Origin of the sequence: uncultured Empedobacter sp. (genome assembly GCF_937930195.1) — a bacterium.
In the GTDB taxonomy this organism is placed as follows: domain Bacteria; phylum Bacteroidota; class Bacteroidia; order Flavobacteriales; family Weeksellaceae; genus Empedobacter; species Empedobacter stercoris.
This window is the reverse complement of record NZ_CALGVK010000090.1, coordinates 1-19,103: the sequence shown is the minus strand read 5'-3', so window position 1 is coordinate 19,103 and position 19,103 is coordinate 1. Positions and strand designations below refer to the sequence as shown.

Genomic DNA, 19,103 nt, shown 5'->3' with positions numbered 1-19,103 from the left:
TTCTTTTTGGTTTATAGTAGAATGATTAATTTTGAACTTTATTTTAATCAATGGGTAAAAAATTCTTAATTGCTGGTGCTGGTATAGCTGGATTAACTTTAGCAAAAGTTCTTCAAGACTTAAATTATGATTACGAAATTTATGAAGCATCATCAGAAGTTCGTGGAATTGGTGCTGGTTTTGGATTAGCTTCTAATGCAATGAAAGCTTTCGAAATTCTTGGATTAGCTGAAGAAGTTGCTCCTTTGGGGCATATGTTAGAAGACTTTGAAATTCAGGATTGGAAAGAAAAAACCATTTTGAAAGCAGATACAGAACGATTAAGAAAAAACTATAACAACGAAAATTTTGCTATTCATCGTGCCGATTTACATCATTTTTTAGTTTCAAAAATTGATTTCAATAAAATTAAAACTTCTAAAAAAGTCAAATTCTTTGAGCAAAGTTTTGAAAAAGTTGTCCTTCATTTTGAAGATGGAACTTCTACAGAAGGCGATTATTTAATTGGAGCTGATGGAATAAATTCTACAATTCGTCAACAATTATTAAAACAATCTACGCCTCGTTATGCAGGATATATTTGTTGGCGCGCAATTGTCGAAGACAACACGTATAACTCTAAAAAAAGCATCGAAACATGGGGACCAAATGGTCGTTTTGGTTTGACTCCTTTAATCAACAATCAAATTTATTGGTATGCTTGCGTTAATACAAAATTAAATTCTGAGGTTTACAACTATACTTTAAGAGATATCAAAAATCTGTTTAAGGATTATTCAGGACAAATCAGGAGTACATTGCAAAAAACAAAGACACAAAATGTAATTACAACACCTATAATGGATATTAAACCAATTAACAATTATGCGTTTAATCGTGTTTTATTGATTGGTGATGCCGCGCATGCAACTACACCAAATATGGGGCAAGGAGCCTGTATGGCTGTAGAAGACGTTTGTGTTTTGTTTGATGAATTGATCAAAAAAGAAACAGATGTATTATTAGCTTTTGAAGATTATAATTTACGTCGATTAAAACGTACACATTATATCATTGACACTTCTCGTTTGGCTGGAAAAATTGCTCAAGTTGATAATAAATTTTTGATGAATCTTCGAAATTTTGCTTTTCGAAATTTACCACAATCTATTACTCAAAGTCCTTTGGAAGACTTATTAGAAGAAGACTTTATGAAGGTTTAATTAAAAAAATGTCATTCCGACTCGTATATTAAAATTTTTCAGAATGACATTTCTAATTTACTTCAACAGCACATTTTCTTTCAATTCTTTTTTAGATAATTGAAAGTGCTTATTAAATTCAGTTTCAAATGATTCTAAATCCATTGTGATTTCCCAATCACCAAATTCATTTTCGAATAAATCGCCTAAATGTTCTTTTAAATCATCTAACTTTTGTTGAATCAATTCATTATTCAGAATATCCACTTCAACATCATTACTTATCTCTACCTGTTCGTTGATTTTTTTAAGAATTAATGTATTTATAAATTCTTCGTGTGTATTCATAAAATCCTCAATCGTTCCTGTAAATTGTGTCATTTTATTTATTTTTTTCCATTACTTTTCGTGAATAAATATAGAACTATTTTAGAAACAAACAATTAAAAATAAGAATTCATAAAATGAGTTTTAACATAAGAATTAACGTCTTCTATTTATTGAAATCGATCAAATTGAAATAAATTTGAAATAGTATTAAATCAAAAAAAATGAAGAATTTTAAAATATCAAACGGAATTGATATACCTGCAATTGGTTTCGGAACATGGTTATTGGAAGGTGAAAAAGTAACAGAACCTCTAAAAATAGCATTAGAAAAGGGTTATACGCATATAGACACAGCTGCAATCTACAAAAATGAAAAAGAAATAGGAGTTGTTTTACAATCTCAAAACATCGATCGTAAAGAACTATTTATTACATCTAAATGTTGGAATTCTGAGCGTGGATACGAAAAAGCATTGGCAGCATTTGAGCAAACTTTGACCGATTTACAAACAGATTATTTGGATTTGTATTTGATTCATTGGCCTGCAAATGAAACGCAATTTCCTGATAATTGGGCAGCGTTAAACGCTTCTACTTGGCGTGCTTTTGAAGAAATTTATACTTCTGGAAAAGCAAAAGCGATTGGTGTAAGTAATTTTAATATCAACCATTTAGAAGCTTTGTTTGAAACTACTAAAATCAAACCAATGGTCAATCAAATTGAAATTCATCCAGGGCATTCTCAGCCAGAATTAGTCGATTTTTGTAAACAAAACGATTTATTGGTACAAGCATGGAGCCCGCTTGGATCTGGCCGTATTTTAGAAAATGAATTGATCGTTTCATTAGCCAATAAATACAATGTTTCGGTTGGACAAATTTGTATTAATTATTGTTTAGCAAAAGAAATTTTACCACTTCCTCGTTCCTCTTCAGAAAAAAATATTGAAGCAAATTTGACTTCCGATAATTTTAAATTGAGTACAGAAGATATTAAAGCAATTGATGAAATGCCTGCTGATGGTTTTTCTGGATTGAACCCTTCTTTGATTGAGTTTTAATCTATTTAATTCAACCATTTTAACAATGATTTTGTGTTTTATTTAGAAAAAGTCAATTCATAAAAAAAACAGATTAGAAAATATCTAATCTGTTTTTTTTGTAAATTATTAATCTCAAAAAATTATTCATTCAATAATCTTGCAGCTTCTTTTGCAAAATAAGTTGAAATTAGGTCTGCTCCTGCTCTTTTAAAACAAGTTAAGGTTTCTAACATAATTTTATCATGATCGATCCAACCTTTTTCTGCTGCTGCTTTTATCATTGCATATTCACCAGAAACTTGAAAAACAGATACCGGAACTTGTAAATTATCTTTCACCATTTTTACGATATCCAAATAAGCCATACCTGGTTTTACCATCAAAATATCAGCTCCTTCCTCTACATCTGCAATTGCTTCGCGCAATGCTTCTTGAGAATTATGAAAATCCATTTGGTAGGTTTTTTTATCTTGAGGAATGCTTTGATCTTCTACAGGTGCAGAATCTAATGCTGTACGGAAAGGCCCATAAAAAGATGAAGCATATTTAGCAGCATACGTCATAATTCCAACATTATGAAAACCGTTTTCTTCTAAAGCCATACGCATAGCTCCTATTCGACCATCCATCATATCAGAAGGCGCAACAAAATCAGCACCAGCTTCGGCATGAGATAAAGTCATTTTAACCAATGCTTCCACTGTTTCGTCATTTAAAACTTCACCATTTTTAATAATTCCATCATGTCCATAAATAGAAAATGGATCTAATGCAACGTCAGGCATTACAATCATTTCAGGAACTGCATCTTTAATCGCTTTAATTGTATTTTGCATTAAGCCATTAGGATTCCAAGCTTCTTTTCCAGTGTTATCTTTTAAGTTGTCACTAACTTTACAATATATATTAACAGATTTAATACCTAAATCCCAAATTTCTTTTACTTCCTTTACTGTATTATCAATTGAATGACGATAGATACCAGGCATAGCTTCAATTTCTTCTTTTACACCCTCACCTTCAGCCACAAAAATTGGTAAAATAAAATCGTTTGGAGATAAATGATTTTCACGAATCATACTACGAATAGATTCGTTTTTACGAAGTCTTCTATGTCTGTTATATATAAACATTTTGATAAAATTTTAGCACAAATTTAAAGGTTTATATTCGATTTAGTCCAATGAATAATATCAATTATATTTATAAATGTATAAAAAAACAGAGTTTCTTTTATCATCAATTTGACTTTTAAACTTGCGCAAACGTAGTTAAACAAATATCTTTGCACCATGCGAATAGATATTATCACTGTTTTACCCGAATTATTAGTTAGTCCATTTTCTGCTTCGATTATGAAACGTGCACAAGACAAAGGTTTGGCCGAAATTCATGTTCATGATTTGAGAGAATTTGGAAAAGGTCGTTATCGTCATGTGGACGATTATCCGTATGGAGGAACTTCTGGAATGGTAATTATGTGCGAACCTTTGGATAAAATGATTTCGAAACTAAAAGAGGAACGCGAATATGATGAAATTATCTATTTAACGCCAGATGGCGAAACATTGAATCAAAATATAGCGAATGATTTATCTTTAAAAGGTAATTTGATGATGATTTGTGGGCATTACAAAGGAATCGATCAACGCATTCGTGATATGTATGTGACGCGAGAAATTTCGATTGGTGATTACGTACTTTCTGGAGGAGAATTTGGTGCGATTATTTTAGCCGATTCTATTATTCGTTTATTACCAGGTGTAATTGGTGACGAAACTTCTGCACTTTCAGATTCTTTTCAAGATGATTTATTAGCGCCGCCAATTTATACGCGCCCTGCAGATTATAAAGGTCATAAAGTTCCAGAAATATTATTGTCTGGTAATTTCCCAAAAATAGAAGAATGGCTACACGATAAAGCAGTTGAACGTACGAAAGCTCGTCGTCCAGATTTGTTAGAAAAACGAAATAAATAATACTAAAAAAACTTCAGAAAATTCTGAAGTTTTTTTAGTATATTAATTAATCTAAATCGTTTAAAACAGATTTCAAAATCTCACATCCTTTGATAATATCTTCATCTGAAATATTAATTGGAGGCGTAATTCTTAAATTTTCTATACTATACATCAAAAAGAAAAGAATCAAACCACGATTCATACATTCTTGTTGAACTCTTAAAGTATATTCTGGTGAAAATAATTCTGGTGCTAACATCAAGCCTTTACCATGAATTTTCTTAATTTTAGGATGTTTCAAGTTATCTCTAAACAATTGTTCTTTGCGTTCGATATCATCCATTAAATTTTCTTCTTCCAATACATTTAATAGTTCTAAAGCTGCTGCAGCAATTACTGGATTTCCACCAAAAGTCGTGATATGTCCTAACTGAGGATTTTGTTTTAGAGAACTCATAATTTCATTCGATGTCATAAACGCACCAACAGGTAGTCCGCTTGCCATTCCTTTTCCCATTGCTACAATATCTGGAACGACACCAAAGTGCTCGAAACCAAACAATTTTCCAGTACGACCAAAACCTGGCTGAATTTCGTCCATTATCAACAAAGCACCGACCTCATCACAACGTTTTTTTAATTTAATAAAAAAGTCGTTTTCAGGCAAACGAAAACCAGAAGCACCTCGAATACTTTCAACTATTACACCTGCTGTTTCAGTTGTTATCTTTTGTAAATCTTCTTCATTATTAAAATTTATGAAATAAACTTCAGGTAATAATGGTCGAAACGCTGCTTTTTTACGTTCGTCACCAGACACACTTAACGATCCATGAGTATTCCCATGGTAAGCATTTCGAAAAGACACCAATTGACGTCGTCCTGTATAGCGTTTTGCTAATTTTAACGAAGCTTCGATTGCTTCTGTACCCGAATTAACCAAATATACTTGATCTAAACCTTTTGGTGTTAAATCGACCAAACGTTTACATAATTCTACTGGTTTTTCTTGTGCATATTCTCCATAAACAGCAACATGCATATATTTATTCACTTGATTGATGATCGCCTGATTGATTCGCGGATGGCTATGACCAAGCGTGTTGACAGAAACGCCAGCTACAAAATCAAGATAGGCTCTTCCATCTTTTCCATAGATATAAGAGCCTTTTGCGTAATCAACTTCAAAACCAGAAGCGAAATTTGTTGTTTGCGCTTGGTATTGAAAAAATTCTTCTTTTAATGTTCCCATTTTATTTTAATAATAAAAGTGCAGCTGCTCCTCCTATTGCGTACGATGCAACAGTTAAAGCGTCTGACTTACCTTTTGAAAATTTTCTTATTTTGAATGTAGAAATATCGTTTTTATGAAATTTTAATTCTTTTTCTGTTCCTTTTACAACAGCATATAAAGTATCAGCTTTCCATTGTTTAGCCTCAATCGTATACTCTTTTCCTTGTGTATCAACTTTATAAAAATTATCAGGTTTAATCACATCTGTAATCTTTATTGTAGAAGGATCTATCGCTATTTTATCTTCAGTTGATGTTTTTTGATTTGATTTGAATTCATCCATTTCTGTTTTACTAATTCTTGCTGTTGAACTGTTTACATCTTGATTTGGATCTTGTCTTGCTCTTTTCGATTGAGAGAGTTCTGCTCTAACACGACTTCTTTCTTTTAGATTTGTTGGCTGATTAGCATTTTTTGCCATCTCAGCAGCATATTCTTCAGGATCAAAAGCAGTGTAAGTATAACAACTTGTTAGTAAAACGAGAGATAATATAATAGATGTAGTTTTCATTTATAATTTTAGAGATTAAACGAATAATTTAAGAAAAGATTATTTCGATTTGATAAAAATGTCTTGCCATTTGTTTAAACGCTCAGAAATTCGCCATTTAAAATCGGGTAAATAACGCATTTCTTCAGGAAATTTAGACAAAGGATACATTTTTCCATCTGATTTAATTCGGCAAGCTACCAACTCTACTTCATTTCCAACAACATCAGCTTCAATAATTCCACAATACGAAATATTAACACCATATCGTTCTCTTTCTTTTGTTTTCGGATCAGTATCGTCCATATAAGTTAGAGCTACTGCATTTTCTTCGACGTCGATAAAATCTATTTTATCATCTTGAAAAAGAACGGTTAAATATTTCCCTTTAATTTGATGAAATTCATTTTCTGAAATCGTATCAACTTTTGCAATTACAAATGCATTGTTGAACACTTTCATCGAATCGATTTTCTCTGTTTTAGCATTGGTATATGCTTCGATAAAATCACCAGTTACTTGATTGTCATCCGACCAAAGAATAGGATCTTTATAGAATTGCATTAAACCTTTTGTTTGATTATACACCAATGAGTCAGCTTTTCCGTTCGCATTCGATTTATAAAAACGTGCTTTATGAAAAGCTTTAACTAATGATGTCGAATCAACATCGTGACGTTTTACAGCTAACAAAGTGTCGGCACTAATGTAAAGTGAGTCTTTATCAAACGCTTTTACAGCATAAGCATTTTTTGTTACAAACGCAGAATCTAAATATTTGAATGCTTCTCCATAATCTCCTTTCAAGAATCTTTTTTCTAATGGATCATCTAAAAATACATCACCTTCTCCTTTTCCAAAACCAGTTTTATCGTTAAAATATAGATTTTTTGCAGTTAAGGTTTTATTTTGATAATATACTTTCGAGTTTTCTCTTAGCCAAGCTTCTCCTGTCTGTTTATTAAAATCTCCGTCCGAAGTAATAATGTATTGTGATGGATCGTTTCGACGAGTAATTTTAGAATAATCACGGAAAGTTGTAATTCCAGTTATATCATTCGTCGTCATTTTTCTCGAATAAATGGTATAATCTTTATTCGTAATAAAAACTTCTGAACCAAATGTAGCTGATTTTTCTTTTACATTATACACAACATTCTTTCCTTCTACTAATGTACCGTCAGAACCAATTGTTTTATAATTATCATTCACAATGATATTACCTGTCAATCGTTCGTAAATCATTATTTCGGAACTAATTTGTTGTGTAGGTGTTTTTACTTCTACTTTTCCAATCCCAGTTGCGATTTCCGTTGTTCGATTATAGTCCATATAATCTGCTGTAATACGAGAAGTTGGATCTGTTAATACAACGTCTGTAAAAGCTTTTGCAACAGTTGTATTCCCATCATATTCCATTTTATGTGCCGTAATTGTTTTGTCTTTACTCACTAAACGTGCATTCGACCATACGACAGCTAAATTTTTATCACGGTATAAAACCGCACTATCAGCAGAAATCACATCACCTTTATATTCGATGACAACATTACCTGATAGAAATTCGTTACCCTCAAATAATTTCGGATTACGTTCTGTTAAATCAGCGTGTTTTAAAACAACTTTTTCTTTTTTCGGTTTTTGTTGTGCAAAAACACTTAACGCCATAAAACATGATAGTAAAAAAGCTACTTTTATTCCTGTTTTATTTATATTGATATAGTTAATTAACAATTACTTCTGTTTTAATTTAATCTTTCGTTCACTTCAAAAAAGTGTTAGCCAAAATTAGTATTATTTTTTTAGTCCAAAAAATTATTTATATAGTTATAAAGCGTCTGATTACTTAAACTTTTCACAAAATTAAAAAAGACCTTTTATCAAATAAAAGGTCTTGGTATATGTCTTTAAAATCAAGTTTATTTTTTATTTCTTGTCCCGTAGAAGTACAATGAATGATTATCAATTTTGATATCAAAAACCTCTTCAATTGTTTGTTTAATTGATTGAATTCTTGGGTCACAAAATTCTAAAACTTCTCCCGTATCAGCCAAAATTATGTGGTCATGATTTTTATCAAAATATGATTTCTCATAATGTGCTTGTTGATCTCCAAATTGATGTTTACGAACCAATTTAGCATCCATCAACAATTCAATTGTATTGTATAATGTAGCACGGCTTACGCGGTATTTCTTATTTTTCATTTTGATATACAACATATCTATATCAAAATGATCATCTGTAAAATAAATTTCCTCTAAAATAGCATAACGCTCAGGTGTTTTACGATGTCCATGTTCTTCCAAGAAATTCGTAAACACTTGCTTTACTACTTCGTAATTACTTAATTTTACTGATTCGTCTGTCATATAAAAAATTTGTGTAAATATAGGGATTATTTCTAAATGAAAACAACGATAATCCCTACAAATAGTTTCTATTATCTATCTCATTATAACTTAATTTTATAAATACAAATATTTTATCAACATCCCTATTCAGAAAGATATATAATCTTTTAAAATTATTTTATCCTTTACACGACAAAGGTTAACTTTGTACACGATGGAACAAAATTATTTAGAAAAACTAAACGAACCGCAGCGATTAGCTGTAGAAGCAACTGAAGGTCCTGTAATGGTTATTGCAGGTGCAGGTTCTGGAAAAACAAGAGTTTTAACCTATCGAATTGCTCATTTATTAAACAAAGGTGTTGATGCGTTTAATATTTTATCATTAACCTTTACCAATAAGGCAGCACGTGAAATGAAAGAACGTATTGGACAAGTTGTAGGAGAATCAAATGCCAAGTCGCTTTGGATGGGTACTTTTCACTCTGTTTTTGCAAGAATTCTTCGTGTAGAAGCACCATTATTAGGTTATCCATCAGATTTTACAATTTACGATCAACAAGATGCTGTTTCGGTAATGACAAAGATTATTAACGAATTGCATTTAGATAAAGATATTTATAAACCAAAACAAGTTTTAGGACGTATTTCACAATACAAAAATAACTTGATTACGGTAAGAGCATATCACAACAATCAAGCATTAATTGAAGCAGATAACGAAGCAATGCGACCTCGAATGGGTGATATTTACAGAGCGTATGTCGACCGATGTTTCAAATCTGGCGCAATGGATTTTGACGATTTATTGTTGCGTACCAACGAAATTTTGACGCGTTTTCCAGAAGTTTTAGCAAAATATCAAGAACGTTTTAAATATATAATGGTGGATGAGTACCAAGATACTAATCATTCGCAATATTTGATTGTAAAAGCATTAGCATCTCGTTATGAAAACCTATGTGTAGTTGGCGATGACGCTCAATCAATTTATGCTTTCCGTGGTGCTAACATTCGAAATATATTATCCTTTAAATCTGATTATCCAGATGCAAAAATGTATCCGTTGGAACAGAATTATCGCTCTACACAAATGATTGTCGAAGCGGCGAATCAAATTATTAAACAGAATCAAGACCAATTAGAGAAAAACGTTTGGACTGCAAACGAAACTGGAGAAAAAATTGCCATTTATAGAGGTCTTTCAGATGCGGATGAAGCTCGTTTTATTGCAACTCAAATCTGGGAAAGACAAATCAATGAGCATTTACAGCCGAAAGATTTTGCTATTTTATATCGTACTAATGCGCAATCTCGTGCTTTAGAAGAAGCTTTACGAAAGAAAGGAATTCAGTACCGTGTTTATGGAGGAACTTCTTTCTATCAGCGTAAAGAGATTAAAGATATGGTTGGCTATATGCGACTATTGATCAATCAGAATGATGAAGAAGCTTTATTACGTACAATTAATTATCCTGCAAGAGGTATTGGTCAAACGACGATTTCTAAACTTTTAGTGGCAGCTGATCAACATCAAATGAGTTTATTTTCATTAATTGAAAATATAGCGATGTATGCGCCAACGATTGGTATTAATGCTGGAACATCCAATAAATTAAATGATTTTGTGTTGATGATTAAACGTTTCCAAGTCATGTTAAAATCACATGACGTTTACGAAGTAACAATGGAAATGGCGAAAACAACACAATTATTGAATGCACTAAAAGAAGATTCAACGCCAGAAGGTGTTTCGCGTTTAGAAAACGTGCAAGAATTATTAAACTCTATTCAAGGATATGTTGAAGAACAACAACAATTAGACGAAGGAGATGCGTCATTAGGAGGTTTTTTAGAAAACATTGCTTTAGCAACCGATGCAGATAACGAAGAGGACGATGATAACAAAGTAAATTTGATGACTGTTCACTTAGCAAAAGGTTTAGAATTTCCTGTCGTTTTTATTGCGGGACTAGAAGAAAACCTTTTTCCTTCTATGATGAGTGTGAACACGCGTGCTGAATTGGAAGAAGAACGTCGATTATTTTATGTTGCTTTAACACGAGCGGAGAAAGTTGCATATATGACCTATTCCGTTTCTCGTTTTCGATGGGGAAAAATTATTGATTGTGAACCATCTCGTTTCTTAGAAGAAATTGATGATCGTTTCTTAGAATGGAAAAATTTACATATTTCTGCAAGAGCAAGTAACAATAGTGGTTTATCCGCAGATCTTTTTGGTGACGAACCAACACCTCAACCCTATCAACAAAGAGAAAAATCTGTGGCAAGACAAAATCCACGTGCAAGGGTTGAACCTGCGCAGCCTCGTGCAAATTTCAAACCTGTAAATCAAACTAAAAGTAGCGGGACTTCACCTGCTAACGCACAAGGTCTACAAATTGGACAAGTCGTTGTTCACGATCGTTTTGGGCGTGGAGTTGTAAAAGATTTACAAGGAGAGCCTTCGGATATGAAAGCAATTATACATTTTGATAATGCTGGAGAAAAGAAATTGCTTTTAAATTTTGCTAAGCTAAAAGTAATTCGATAAATACATTGATAATGAAAAGACTACAGATTATATGTAGTCTTTTTTATTTGAAAATCAATTATTTAATCAATATTAATTAAACTAAATATTTAATTGCATTATCTTCAAAATTTAGAATATATTTCTTCGAATTAATAATTTTTTTGAATAAATAAATAGATTAGAGATTATTATTAAGATTTTTTTAGCATTTTAGCATCACAAATAAACACAAGAACAAATTTTTATTCAATGGATGATATTATAAATATCGTAAGTAGCTACGTTTGGTCGTATGCTTTGATTGGACTTTGCGCATTAACTGGAATTTACTTTTCGATTCGTACAGGTTTTCTACAAATTACTTACTTAAAAGATATGGTGCGTTTACTTTTTAGTGGTAATAAATCAGATAAAGGAATTACACCATTTCAAGCCTTCTCATTAGCTATTTCGGGACGTGTTGGTACAGGAAATATTGTAGGTGTAGCAACAGCAATCGCTATGGGAGGCCCGGGAGCAATCTTTTGGATGTGGTTTATTGCATTTTTAGGAAGCGCATCTGCTTTTATCGAATCAACTTTAGGACAAGTTTATAAACAAGAAATAGATGGTGAATACCGTGGAGGACCTTCGTATTACATCGAAAAAGGATTAGGTATAAAATGGTATGCAATTTTATTTGCTATTATTACGATGGTAAGTTGTGGTATTTTGTTACCTGGAGTGCAATCAAACAGTATTTCTTCTGCTTTAAACAATGCTTTTGATATTCCTGTATTTAACGTTATTGGAATACCTATCAATATTATTGGTATTAGTATTATTGGTTTATTAGCATTAATCATTTTTGGAGGTGTAAAGCGTTTAGGACAAGCATCCGAATTTATCGTTCCATTTATGGCTGGTGCTTATATTTTAATGGCTATTGTAATTATTGGGATGAATTTTCATCAAATTCCTTCTGTTCTACGGTTAATTATTTCTTCAGCATTTAATCAAGAATCTCTTTACAGTGGAGTTTTTGGTTCTGCTATAGCTTGGGGAATTAAAAGAGGGATTTATTCAAATGAAGCTGGACAGGGTACTGCTCCTCATGCCGCTGCAGCATCCGAAGTTAATCATCCTGCTCAACAAGGTTTAGTTCAAGCATTCTCTGTTTATATCGATACTTTATTTGTGTGTACAGCCACAGCTTTTATGATCTTATTTACAGGTAAATATAATGTAAGTCATCCCGAAAAAGCGGGGAATTTTATTACGCAAAATATCCCTGGTGTTGATTATACTGGCTTTACGCAAGCTGCTGTTTCAAGTCATTTCCCTACATTTGGAAATAGCTTTGTAGCGATAGCTCTTTTCTTTTTTGCCTTTACTACGATTATGGCGTATTATTATTACGCTGAAACCAATATTATGTATATTTTCAAAAAAGGAAATCGTAAGGTTTATGTATGGATTTTGAGAGTTTGTTTTTTAGGAGCAACATATTATGGAACAATCAAAACTGCAGAAACAGCTTGGGCGATTGGTGATATTGGTGTAGGATTAATGGCTTGGGTAAATATTATTGCAATTTTACTATTGAGCGGTGTTGGACTTAAAGTTTGGAAAGATTACAAAGACAAACGTAAAAAAGGTATTCAAAACCCAGATTTTAATCCATTAGAAATAGGTATTAAAAATGCCACTTTCTGGGAGAATAAAAATAAAACTGAATAAAAAAAAGCCACTTAATTAAGTGGCTTTTTTTGCTATTAAAACTTATAGATTATTGGGCTTGAGTAAACTCTAAGTTTACCAATAATTTTACTTTATCAGATACAACTAATCCTCCTGCTTCTGTAACTTGACTCCATCCTAATCCGAAATCTTTACGATTTATTTCTCCTGTAAATTCGAATCCAGCACGAGTTAAACCATAAGGATCTTTGATTACACCTCCAAAATCTGCATCTAACGTAATAGGTTTTTTCTCTCCACGAATTTCTAAAATTCCTTCAATTTTACCATTTTTAATTCCTGAAGTACTTTTAAATTTTAATTCTGGAAATTGATCTGCAGCAAAAAAATCAACTGATTTTAAATGTCCATCACGATCGGCATTTCTTGTATTTATAGAATCAATTTTTGCATCAAATGCAAATTTTGCTTCTGAAAAATCATCGCTGTTGCTTTCTACATCTGCTTCAAAATGATCAAAATTTCCAGTTACTGTAGAAATCACCATATGTTTTACTTTAAATTGAACCTCTGAATGAGACGGATCTAAATTCCATTTTGTCATAATAAATTGTTTTTATTGTTATTTAAATTGTTAAATTTCTTTAACCTATTTTAAAAGATAACATTCCCAATGAACCATAAATTAAATGATCGTTAAAAATTGTTACCTCTTCTTTTTTGTCTTGTAATGCTAATGCGTAGACAGCTGGTAAATAATGCTCCATCGAAGGAATCGCCATATTATAAGCAGTTCCCTTTTGCACGAAATGAAATAATTCATCATGATTACCTGATTGAACAATATTTTTGAAGGTATCGTTTACCTCATAAGCCCAATCATAGCCAGCGGTTGGTTCGTTCCAATTTAAAGTTCTTAAATTATGAACAACATTTCCACTTCCTACAATTAAAACTCCTTTACTTCGCATAGCATCTAACTCTTTTGCTAATTCGTAATGTTCTTTTGGCGTTTTAAAAACATCTAAACTTAGTTCTATCATCGGAACATCCGCATTTGGATACAAAAATTTAATTACACTCCAAGAACCATGATCAAAACCCCATATGTGATCTAAATCGATTGGTGTCGTTTTAATTAAATTTTTAATCTCATTTGCTAATTCAGGACTTCCTGCTGCTGGGTATTGAACGTCGAATAAAGCTTGAGGAAAACCATAAAAATCGTGAATGGTTTTAGGTTGTTGCATAGCAGTCACCTTCGTTCCTTTTGTTTCCCAATGCGCCGAAATACATAAAATAGCATTTGGTTTTGGGATTGTTTTTCCAATATTTCTCCATCCTTCAACAAATATATTTTCTTCGATGGCGTTCATTGGTGAACCATGACCTAAAAATAATACTGGCATTTTTTCTGTTTTACTAAAACTTGAAGTAACAGATTTTAACGTATTGAAATTCACGATTTTTATAGTTTATTTTTTTAAAATTTATTTTGCTTTTGGTGTAGCAAATTCAAGATTAGATGTTAATGTAACGACATCACCTACAACAGCTTCTGGAAAGTTTCCTCCCACATTAAAATCACTTCTTTTTACATTACCTTTTACTGTAAATCCGTAAGTTTTAACACCATTATTGTTAATGCTTCCGTTGTACACTAATTTTAAAGCAACTGGTTTTGTAACACCATTCAATGTTAAATCTCCAGTCATTTTAAATTGATTTCCTTTAACGCGTGTAATTCCTTTTGAAGAAAACTCTAATTTAGAATTTTTAGCTGTATTAAAGAAATCGGCTGATTTCAAGTGATTGTCACGCGCTTCGATACCTGTGTTGATCGAATTAACATCAGCAATTACATGAAATTTAGCATCACTTAAATCTTCTTTTGTAAAGTTTAAATGAGCATCAAAATTATTAAATTGTCCTTCTACATCAGATATCGTCATGTGAGATACAGAAAACCCTAATTTTGAATGTGCTTTATCATTTGTATAGTTTTGAGCAAATGCAGAGATTGATGCTGCTGATAACAATAAAGTGAATAATAATTTTTTCATTTTGTCTATTTTTGATCTTTTATTAATTATTGATACTGCAAAGGTAACTTAGGTCACATCCGTATTTCATTGACTTAAGATAAGAAATGAGCTATTTCTTGTTACATTTATAAAACGTCTTTTTAAACAGCATCAATTAATATTCCAATATCACTTGAAAATCAAACCAATACAAAATAAATAAGCACTTCTTTCGAAGTGCTTATGCTTTATTTTACTGGACTAAAATACCAATATGTAGAAGTTTTTTTATTTTCAATTTCCAAATATTCTGGAAAAGCTTGAGGTAATAAATGTAACTCTTCTGACTTTTTAAGATCAGTTAAAATTTGACGCAAAGGATATCCTTTTTTGCGATCATGAGGAAAATATCCTTTTTCAATTAAGAAAGGCATCATGTCTTTTGTTTTAACATGTTCAAGGTTATTTTCTACTAAATAAGCTTGTATATCTTCGCTCATCTTTTTGACCACTTCACGGTCAATTTTAATATATTCGTTTTTCTTCATATAATTTTACCAATTACCATTCATATGTGTCAGAATCATTGGACCTTCAGATGTAACCAAAACAGTATGCTCATGTTGCGCAAACACTCCTGGTGCATTTCCAATCATTGTCCAACCATCAGCTTGTTCTATTGCCTCGTAAGAGTTTTCTGAAATAAACGTTTCTAAAGCAATAACCGAATTTTTACGGAAACGACGTTTATCATCTATATCTCTAAAATTCAATAAATCTAAAGGTTCTTCGTGTAAAGAACGTCCTACACCATGACCTGTCAGATTTTCGATCACATGATAATGATGTTTTTTTGCTTCTTTCTCGATTATACCGCCAATATCTGCAATTTTAACGCCAGATTTAACCGCACCAATTGCTTTTTGAAGAGCCGAAATTGAAGCATCTACAATTTTTTGATAACCGTTTACATCCTCACCAACAACAATTGACCCACCGTTATCAGCCCAAAAACCACCTAATTCACCAGAGACATCAATATTGATAACATCTCCATCTTTAAGGATTTTATCTGCTCTTGGAATTCCGTGACAAATTTCTTCATTTACACTTAAGCATGTATAACCAGGAAATTGATAAGTCTCAAAAGGTGCCGATTTACAACCGAATTTCTTCATAATGGTAGCTCCAAAATCGTCTAATTCTTTTGTTGACATTCCAGGTTTTACATAATCTTTCATCTCTTTAAGAGTAACGGCTACAGCTTCGCTGACTTTTTTCATTCCGATTAACTCTTCCTCTGTTTCTATAATCATTGCTTAAATTCTATTGATTTCGAAGTCTGAAATCGATTGCAAATTTACGGGTTATTATTACGAATAATCTGATTTTTTTGATAAAAATTTGTGATATATAGATTTTTTTAAACAAAATTCCTTCAACTCTTAAATGCATTTTTTAATGAAAGATTTTTTTGTTTAAAGTGAGTTAATTAGTATTTTATACTAAAAATGCTCCAAAAAAACATCTTAGTTTGGAGCATTTTACGTTTTCAAACGTTTAAAATATTATAATATATAACTAATTACATTTTTGGCATTCCTGGGAATCCTCCTGCTGGCATATTTTTAGACATTGTTTCCATCATCTTTTTACCATTCGCAGAATTCATAAATTTCATCATTTTTCCCATTTCAGAGAATTGTTTCAACAATTGATTCACTTCTTGTAAGGAAGTCCCCGACCCTGCTGCTATTCTTTTTTTACGAGAGTTATCAATAATCGTTGGATTTTGACGTTCTTTTTTCGTCATTGAATGAATAATCGCTTCAACACCTTTGAATGCGTTATCATCAATCTCTACATCCTTCAATGCTTTTCCAGCACCAGGAATCATTCCAACCAAATCTTTCATATTACCCATACGTTTGATTTGTTGAATTTGTTTCAAGAAATCGTCGAAATCAAAACTGTTTTTAGCAATTTTCTTTTGCAAACGTTTAGCTTCCTCTTCATCGAATTGCTCTTGAGCTCGTTCTACTAACGAAACAACGTCTCCCATTCCAAGAATACGATCCGCCATACGTTCTGGATAGAAAACGTCTAACGCTTCCATCTTTTCACCTGTAGAAATAAATTTAATTGGTTTATCGACAACTGTTCTAATCGTTAAAGCAGCTCCACCACGTGTGTCACCATCTAACTTTGTTAAAACAACACCGTTATAATCCAATACATCATTGAAAGCTTTTGCTGTATTTACAGCATCTTGCCCTGTCATAGAATCTACAACAAATAAAGTCTCTGTAGGATTTACTGTTTGATGTACACGACGAATTTCATCCATCATTTGTTCATCAATTGCTAAACGACCTGCTGTATCGACAATAATTACATTGTTTCCGTTTTGTTTTGCTTGTGCAATTGCGGCCTGTGCAATTTCTACAGGATTTTTATTTTCTAAATCAGCATAGACATCAACACCAATTTGCTCTCCTAAAACTTGAAGTTGATTAATTGCAGCAGGACGATAAACGTCACCAGCAACTAATAATACTTTTTTGTTTTTCTTTGTTTTAAGGAAGTTTGCCAATTTACCAGAAAAAGTTGTTTTACCAGAACCTTGCAAACCTGCAATCAAAATAATCGTAGGGTTATCATCTATATTTAATTCTGTTACCTCTCCTCCCATTAATTTAGCTAATTCGTCATGAACGATTTTAACCATTAATTGTCCTGGATTTAACGAAGTAATTACATTTTCTCCTAATGCTTTTTCTTTTACAACATTCGTAAAGTCTTTCGCAACTTTGTAGCTAACGTCAGCATCAACAAGCGCTCTACGCACCTCTTTCACAGTTTCAGCAACGTTAATTTCTGTAATTTGTCCTTTTCCTTTTAAGGTATGTAATGCTTTATCTAATTTATCCTGAAGATTTTGAAACATTTTGAGTCAATTTTAGAACGCAAATATAAAAAAATTATATCGAATAATATAAAATAACACAATACACCATACTTCAATAATATTTTAGTTAAATTGCGCCTTCAAAATTTGGTAGAATGAGAAAAGGTTTAGTCTTATTTTTATTCTTTGTTGCTGAGGTGGTTTTCAGTCAAACAAAGGGTAATCAAACTTATTTTTTTTCCATAGCTTATGGACAAGATAATGAGGTTTATGTAACAGAAATTTATGAAGCAGACATTAATAGCAAAAGATGTTTTTGGAAAATTAGCGGATAGATATACAAAGTTTCAGAATCATTTATTAGAAAATGGAGAAATTAATTCGTTAAATGATATACAGACAGGTTATGAAAAAAATTATCAGAAAAAGAACAAGCAATAGTTGAACAAAAGTATTTGCTTTCTACTTTAGAAAAACAGCAGTTTGTAACTAAAGTGATCAATTATAAACTTTAAAAAAAAGCACTTCTTTACGAAGTGTTTTTTTTGTTAATACAAGTTTATATCCTCAAAAATTCAATACTTTTACCCTTTAAATAATAAAATAAAGAAGTCGATATGAACCAAAATACTGAAAGTCCATTCAAAACTTACTTTGATCAAACCCTTGAAAGATGTGGTTTTGATGATGATTTAAAAGCTGGTATGTTATTCTTTTTAGGAGAAAGTATAATTGCTGCAAATACCAATCAATTGATGAATATGTTTGTAGAAGAAGAAAAAATTCAACAAGAATTCCGTCGATTGTTTACATTGTATGCTTCGTCAAGTGCTGAAATCAATCCATTTGAAGCATTAGACATAGAACCGATCAAACAAATTATTTATACATACAACGAAATTTACGTTAACAAAATTAGAAATAAATCATTTGATTTTGAATCAATTATAAACGATAATTTAAAGTCGACATTTAAGTTAGATTTCATTGAAAAATTTGAAGGTAAAACATATAAGTTAATTACGAATCACAATTTAAACACTTCTTTCTTCAACAAATTGGTGCATATTTAAATCAATTTGAATTAAGTCATGAAGATATTTATTTGGCAGGAATTACATATTATCAAACTCATCAAAAAATAGATTTTGAAGGAATAAATCTTCTTAATCTTAACATTATAGATAGTTTTTCGCCTTTGTATACGACATTATTTCATTATCCTTTGTTGTACACTTATTATCCTGCAAATCTGAATGCAAATCATTTGTTTAGTTCTATTTTACAATTCCTTTATTTGCA

20 protein-coding genes are annotated in these 19,103 nt (G+C 31.5%); 8 read left to right on the top strand and 12 right to left on the bottom strand.

Going from position 1 to position 19,103, the window contains the following annotated elements:
- The first annotated feature begins 50 nt into the window (after positions 1 to 50).
- On the top strand, positions 51 to 1,202 hold the full coding sequence (locus tag Q0616_RS05705) for an FAD-dependent monooxygenase (protein ID WP_298775722.1): 1,152 nt from the start codon (positions 51 to 53) through the stop codon (positions 1,200 to 1,202).
- A gap of 57 nt (positions 1,203 to 1,259) precedes the next feature.
- On the opposite strand, the gene Q0616_RS05700 is transcribed toward Q0616_RS05705, so the two are convergent.
- Positions 1,260 to 1,562 carry a hypothetical protein gene (locus Q0616_RS05700; protein WP_225539478.1) on the bottom strand — a complete coding sequence of 101 codons (303 nt, stop codon included), beginning with the start codon at positions 1,560 to 1,562 and terminating at the stop codon, positions 1,260 to 1,262.
- Between the two features lie 170 nt (positions 1,563 to 1,732).
- Between Q0616_RS05700 and Q0616_RS05695 the strand changes: the two genes are divergently transcribed.
- Complete coding sequence (locus Q0616_RS05695) at positions 1,733 to 2,572, top strand: aldo/keto reductase (RefSeq protein ID WP_298775719.1); 840 nt, start codon at positions 1,733 to 1,735, stop codon at positions 2,570 to 2,572.
- Between the two features lie 122 nt (positions 2,573 to 2,694).
- Here the strand turns inward: Q0616_RS05695 and hemB are convergent, their stop codons facing one another.
- Positions 2,695 to 3,687 carry a porphobilinogen synthase gene (hemB, locus tag Q0616_RS05690; RefSeq protein ID WP_171622093.1) on the bottom strand — a complete coding sequence of 331 codons (993 nt, stop codon included), beginning with the start codon at positions 3,685 to 3,687 and terminating at the stop codon, positions 2,695 to 2,697.
- 159 nt (positions 3,688 to 3,846) lie between these two features.
- Between hemB and trmD the strand changes: the two genes are divergently transcribed.
- Entirely contained in the window at positions 3,847 to 4,533 is a 687-nt protein-coding gene (trmD, locus tag Q0616_RS05685; RefSeq protein ID WP_284583693.1) for a tRNA (guanosine(37)-N1)-methyltransferase TrmD, read from the top strand.
- A gap of 46 nt (positions 4,534 to 4,579) precedes the next feature.
- On the opposite strand, the gene Q0616_RS05680 is transcribed toward trmD, so the two are convergent.
- From Q0616_RS05680 to Q0616_RS05665, 4 genes are all read right to left on the bottom strand, one after another.
- A complete protein-coding gene (locus Q0616_RS05680) occupies positions 4,580 to 5,767 on the bottom strand; it encodes an aspartate aminotransferase family protein (RefSeq protein WP_284583694.1) in 1,188 nt (395 codons plus the stop codon).
- A 1-nt stretch (position 5,768) separates the two neighbouring features.
- On the bottom strand, positions 5,769 to 6,320 hold the full coding sequence (locus tag Q0616_RS05675; protein WP_171622090.1) for a hypothetical protein: 552 nt from the start codon (positions 6,318 to 6,320) through the stop codon (positions 5,769 to 5,771).
- A 39-nt stretch (positions 6,321 to 6,359) separates the two neighbouring features.
- A complete protein-coding gene (locus tag Q0616_RS05670; protein WP_260543166.1) occupies positions 6,360 to 8,033 on the bottom strand; it encodes an OstA-like protein in 1,674 nt (557 codons plus the stop codon).
- Positions 8,034 to 8,218: 185 nt separating this feature from the next.
- Complete coding sequence (locus Q0616_RS05665; protein ID WP_171622088.1) at positions 8,219 to 8,671, bottom strand: Fur family transcriptional regulator; 453 nt, start codon at positions 8,669 to 8,671, stop codon at positions 8,219 to 8,221.
- A 196-nt stretch (positions 8,672 to 8,867) separates the two neighbouring features.
- On the opposite strand from Q0616_RS05665, the gene Q0616_RS05660 reads away from it, so the two are divergent.
- Together Q0616_RS05660 and Q0616_RS05655 are read left to right on the top strand one after the other, a co-directional pair.
- A complete protein-coding gene (locus tag Q0616_RS05660) occupies positions 8,868 to 11,207 on the top strand; it encodes an ATP-dependent helicase (RefSeq protein WP_298775710.1) in 2,340 nt (779 codons plus the stop codon).
- Positions 11,208 to 11,438: 231 nt separating this feature from the next.
- Positions 11,439 to 12,908 (top strand): sodium:alanine symporter family protein, encoded by a 1,470-nt coding sequence (locus tag Q0616_RS05655; protein ID WP_260543168.1) that lies wholly within the window; start codon positions 11,439 to 11,441, stop codon positions 12,906 to 12,908.
- 49 nt (positions 12,909 to 12,957) lie between these two features.
- On the opposite strand, the gene Q0616_RS05650 is transcribed toward Q0616_RS05655, so the two are convergent.
- The 6 genes from Q0616_RS05650 to ffh form a co-directional block, all read right to left on the bottom strand.
- Positions 12,958 to 13,476 (bottom strand): YceI family protein, encoded by a 519-nt coding sequence (locus Q0616_RS05650; protein ID WP_188320206.1) that lies wholly within the window; start codon positions 13,474 to 13,476, stop codon positions 12,958 to 12,960.
- 37 nt (positions 13,477 to 13,513) lie between these two features.
- Positions 13,514 to 14,278: a 4,5-DOPA dioxygenase extradiol gene (gene ygiD / locus Q0616_RS05645; protein ID WP_171622085.1), complete on the bottom strand. Its 765-nt coding sequence runs from the start codon at positions 14,276 to 14,278 to the stop codon at positions 13,514 to 13,516.
- Between the two features lie 81 nt (positions 14,279 to 14,359).
- Positions 14,360 to 14,932, bottom strand: a complete 573-nt coding sequence (locus Q0616_RS05640) for a YceI family protein (protein ID WP_171622084.1) — start codon at positions 14,930 to 14,932, stop codon at positions 14,360 to 14,362.
- 209 nt (positions 14,933 to 15,141) lie between these two features.
- Positions 15,142 to 15,441: a hypothetical protein gene (locus Q0616_RS05635; RefSeq protein ID WP_171622083.1), complete on the bottom strand. Its 300-nt coding sequence runs from the start codon at positions 15,439 to 15,441 to the stop codon at positions 15,142 to 15,144.
- A gap of 6 nt (positions 15,442 to 15,447) precedes the next feature.
- Positions 15,448 to 16,209 (bottom strand): type I methionyl aminopeptidase, encoded by a 762-nt coding sequence (gene map / locus Q0616_RS05630; RefSeq protein WP_171622082.1) that lies wholly within the window; start codon positions 16,207 to 16,209, stop codon positions 15,448 to 15,450.
- A gap of 269 nt (positions 16,210 to 16,478) precedes the next feature.
- Positions 16,479 to 17,840: a signal recognition particle protein gene (gene ffh / locus Q0616_RS05625; RefSeq protein ID WP_171622081.1), complete on the bottom strand. Its 1,362-nt coding sequence runs from the start codon at positions 17,838 to 17,840 to the stop codon at positions 16,479 to 16,481.
- Between the two features lie 246 nt (positions 17,841 to 18,086).
- Between ffh and Q0616_RS05620 the strand changes: the two genes are divergently transcribed.
- The 3 genes from Q0616_RS05620 to Q0616_RS05610 form a co-directional block, all read left to right on the top strand.
- Complete coding sequence (locus Q0616_RS05620; protein WP_260543174.1) at positions 18,087 to 18,242, top strand: hypothetical protein; 156 nt, start codon at positions 18,087 to 18,089, stop codon at positions 18,240 to 18,242.
- Positions 18,243 to 18,418: 176 nt separating this feature from the next.
- Positions 18,419 to 18,874: a hypothetical protein gene (locus tag Q0616_RS05615; RefSeq protein WP_298775700.1), complete on the top strand. Its 456-nt coding sequence runs from the start codon at positions 18,419 to 18,421 to the stop codon at positions 18,872 to 18,874.
- Between the two features lie 32 nt (positions 18,875 to 18,906).
- Positions 18,907 to 19,103 (top strand): hypothetical protein (locus tag Q0616_RS05610; RefSeq protein WP_298775698.1); only part of this gene is annotated, 197 nt, incomplete at its 3' end.

Excerpts from the sequence above, each read along its gene's own strand:
- Q0616_RS05655 (WP_260543168.1), top strand. The coding sequence starts at position 11,439 with ATGGATGATATTATAAATATCGTAAGTAGCTACGTTTGGTCGTATGCT.
- Q0616_RS05695 (WP_298775719.1), top strand. The coding sequence starts at position 1,733 with ATGAAGAATTTTAAAATATCAAACGGAATTGATATACCTGCAATTGGT.
- Q0616_RS05635 (WP_171622083.1), bottom strand. The coding sequence starts at position 15,441 with ATGAAGAAAAACGAATATATTAAAATTGACCGTGAAGTGGTCAAAAAG.
- Q0616_RS05660 (WP_298775710.1), top strand. The coding sequence starts at position 8,868 with ATGGAACAAAATTATTTAGAAAAACTAAACGAACCGCAGCGATTAGCT.
- Q0616_RS05620 (WP_260543174.1), top strand. The coding sequence starts at position 18,087 with ATGAAGCAGACATTAATAGCAAAAGATGTTTTTGGAAAATTAGCGGAT.
- Q0616_RS05640 (WP_171622084.1), bottom strand. The coding sequence starts at position 14,932 with ATGAAAAAATTATTATTCACTTTATTGTTATCAGCAGCATCAATCTCT.
- Q0616_RS05665 (WP_171622088.1), bottom strand. The coding sequence starts at position 8,671 with ATGACAGACGAATCAGTAAAATTAAGTAATTACGAAGTAGTAAAGCAA.
- Q0616_RS05705 (WP_298775722.1), top strand. The coding sequence starts at position 51 with ATGGGTAAAAAATTCTTAATTGCTGGTGCTGGTATAGCTGGATTAACT.
- trmD (WP_284583693.1), top strand. The coding sequence starts at position 3,847 with ATGCGAATAGATATTATCACTGTTTTACCCGAATTATTAGTTAGTCCA.
- Q0616_RS05680 (WP_284583694.1), bottom strand. The coding sequence starts at position 5,767 with ATGGGAACATTAAAAGAAGAATTTTTTCAATACCAAGCGCAAACAACA.
- ffh (WP_171622081.1), bottom strand. The coding sequence starts at position 17,840 with ATGTTTCAAAATCTTCAGGATAAATTAGATAAAGCATTACATACCTTA.
- map (WP_171622082.1), bottom strand. The coding sequence starts at position 16,209 with ATGATTATAGAAACAGAGGAAGAGTTAATCGGAATGAAAAAAGTCAGC.
- Q0616_RS05615 (WP_298775700.1), top strand. The coding sequence starts at position 18,419 with ATGAACCAAAATACTGAAAGTCCATTCAAAACTTACTTTGATCAAACC.
- ygiD (WP_171622085.1), bottom strand. The coding sequence starts at position 14,278 with ATGCCAGTATTATTTTTAGGTCATGGTTCACCAATGAACGCCATCGAA.
- Q0616_RS05700 (WP_225539478.1), bottom strand. The coding sequence starts at position 1,562 with ATGACACAATTTACAGGAACGATTGAGGATTTTATGAATACACACGAA.
- hemB (WP_171622093.1), bottom strand. The coding sequence starts at position 3,687 with ATGTTTATATATAACAGACATAGAAGACTTCGTAAAAACGAATCTATT.
- Q0616_RS05675 (WP_171622090.1), bottom strand. The coding sequence starts at position 6,320 with ATGAAAACTACATCTATTATATTATCTCTCGTTTTACTAACAAGTTGT.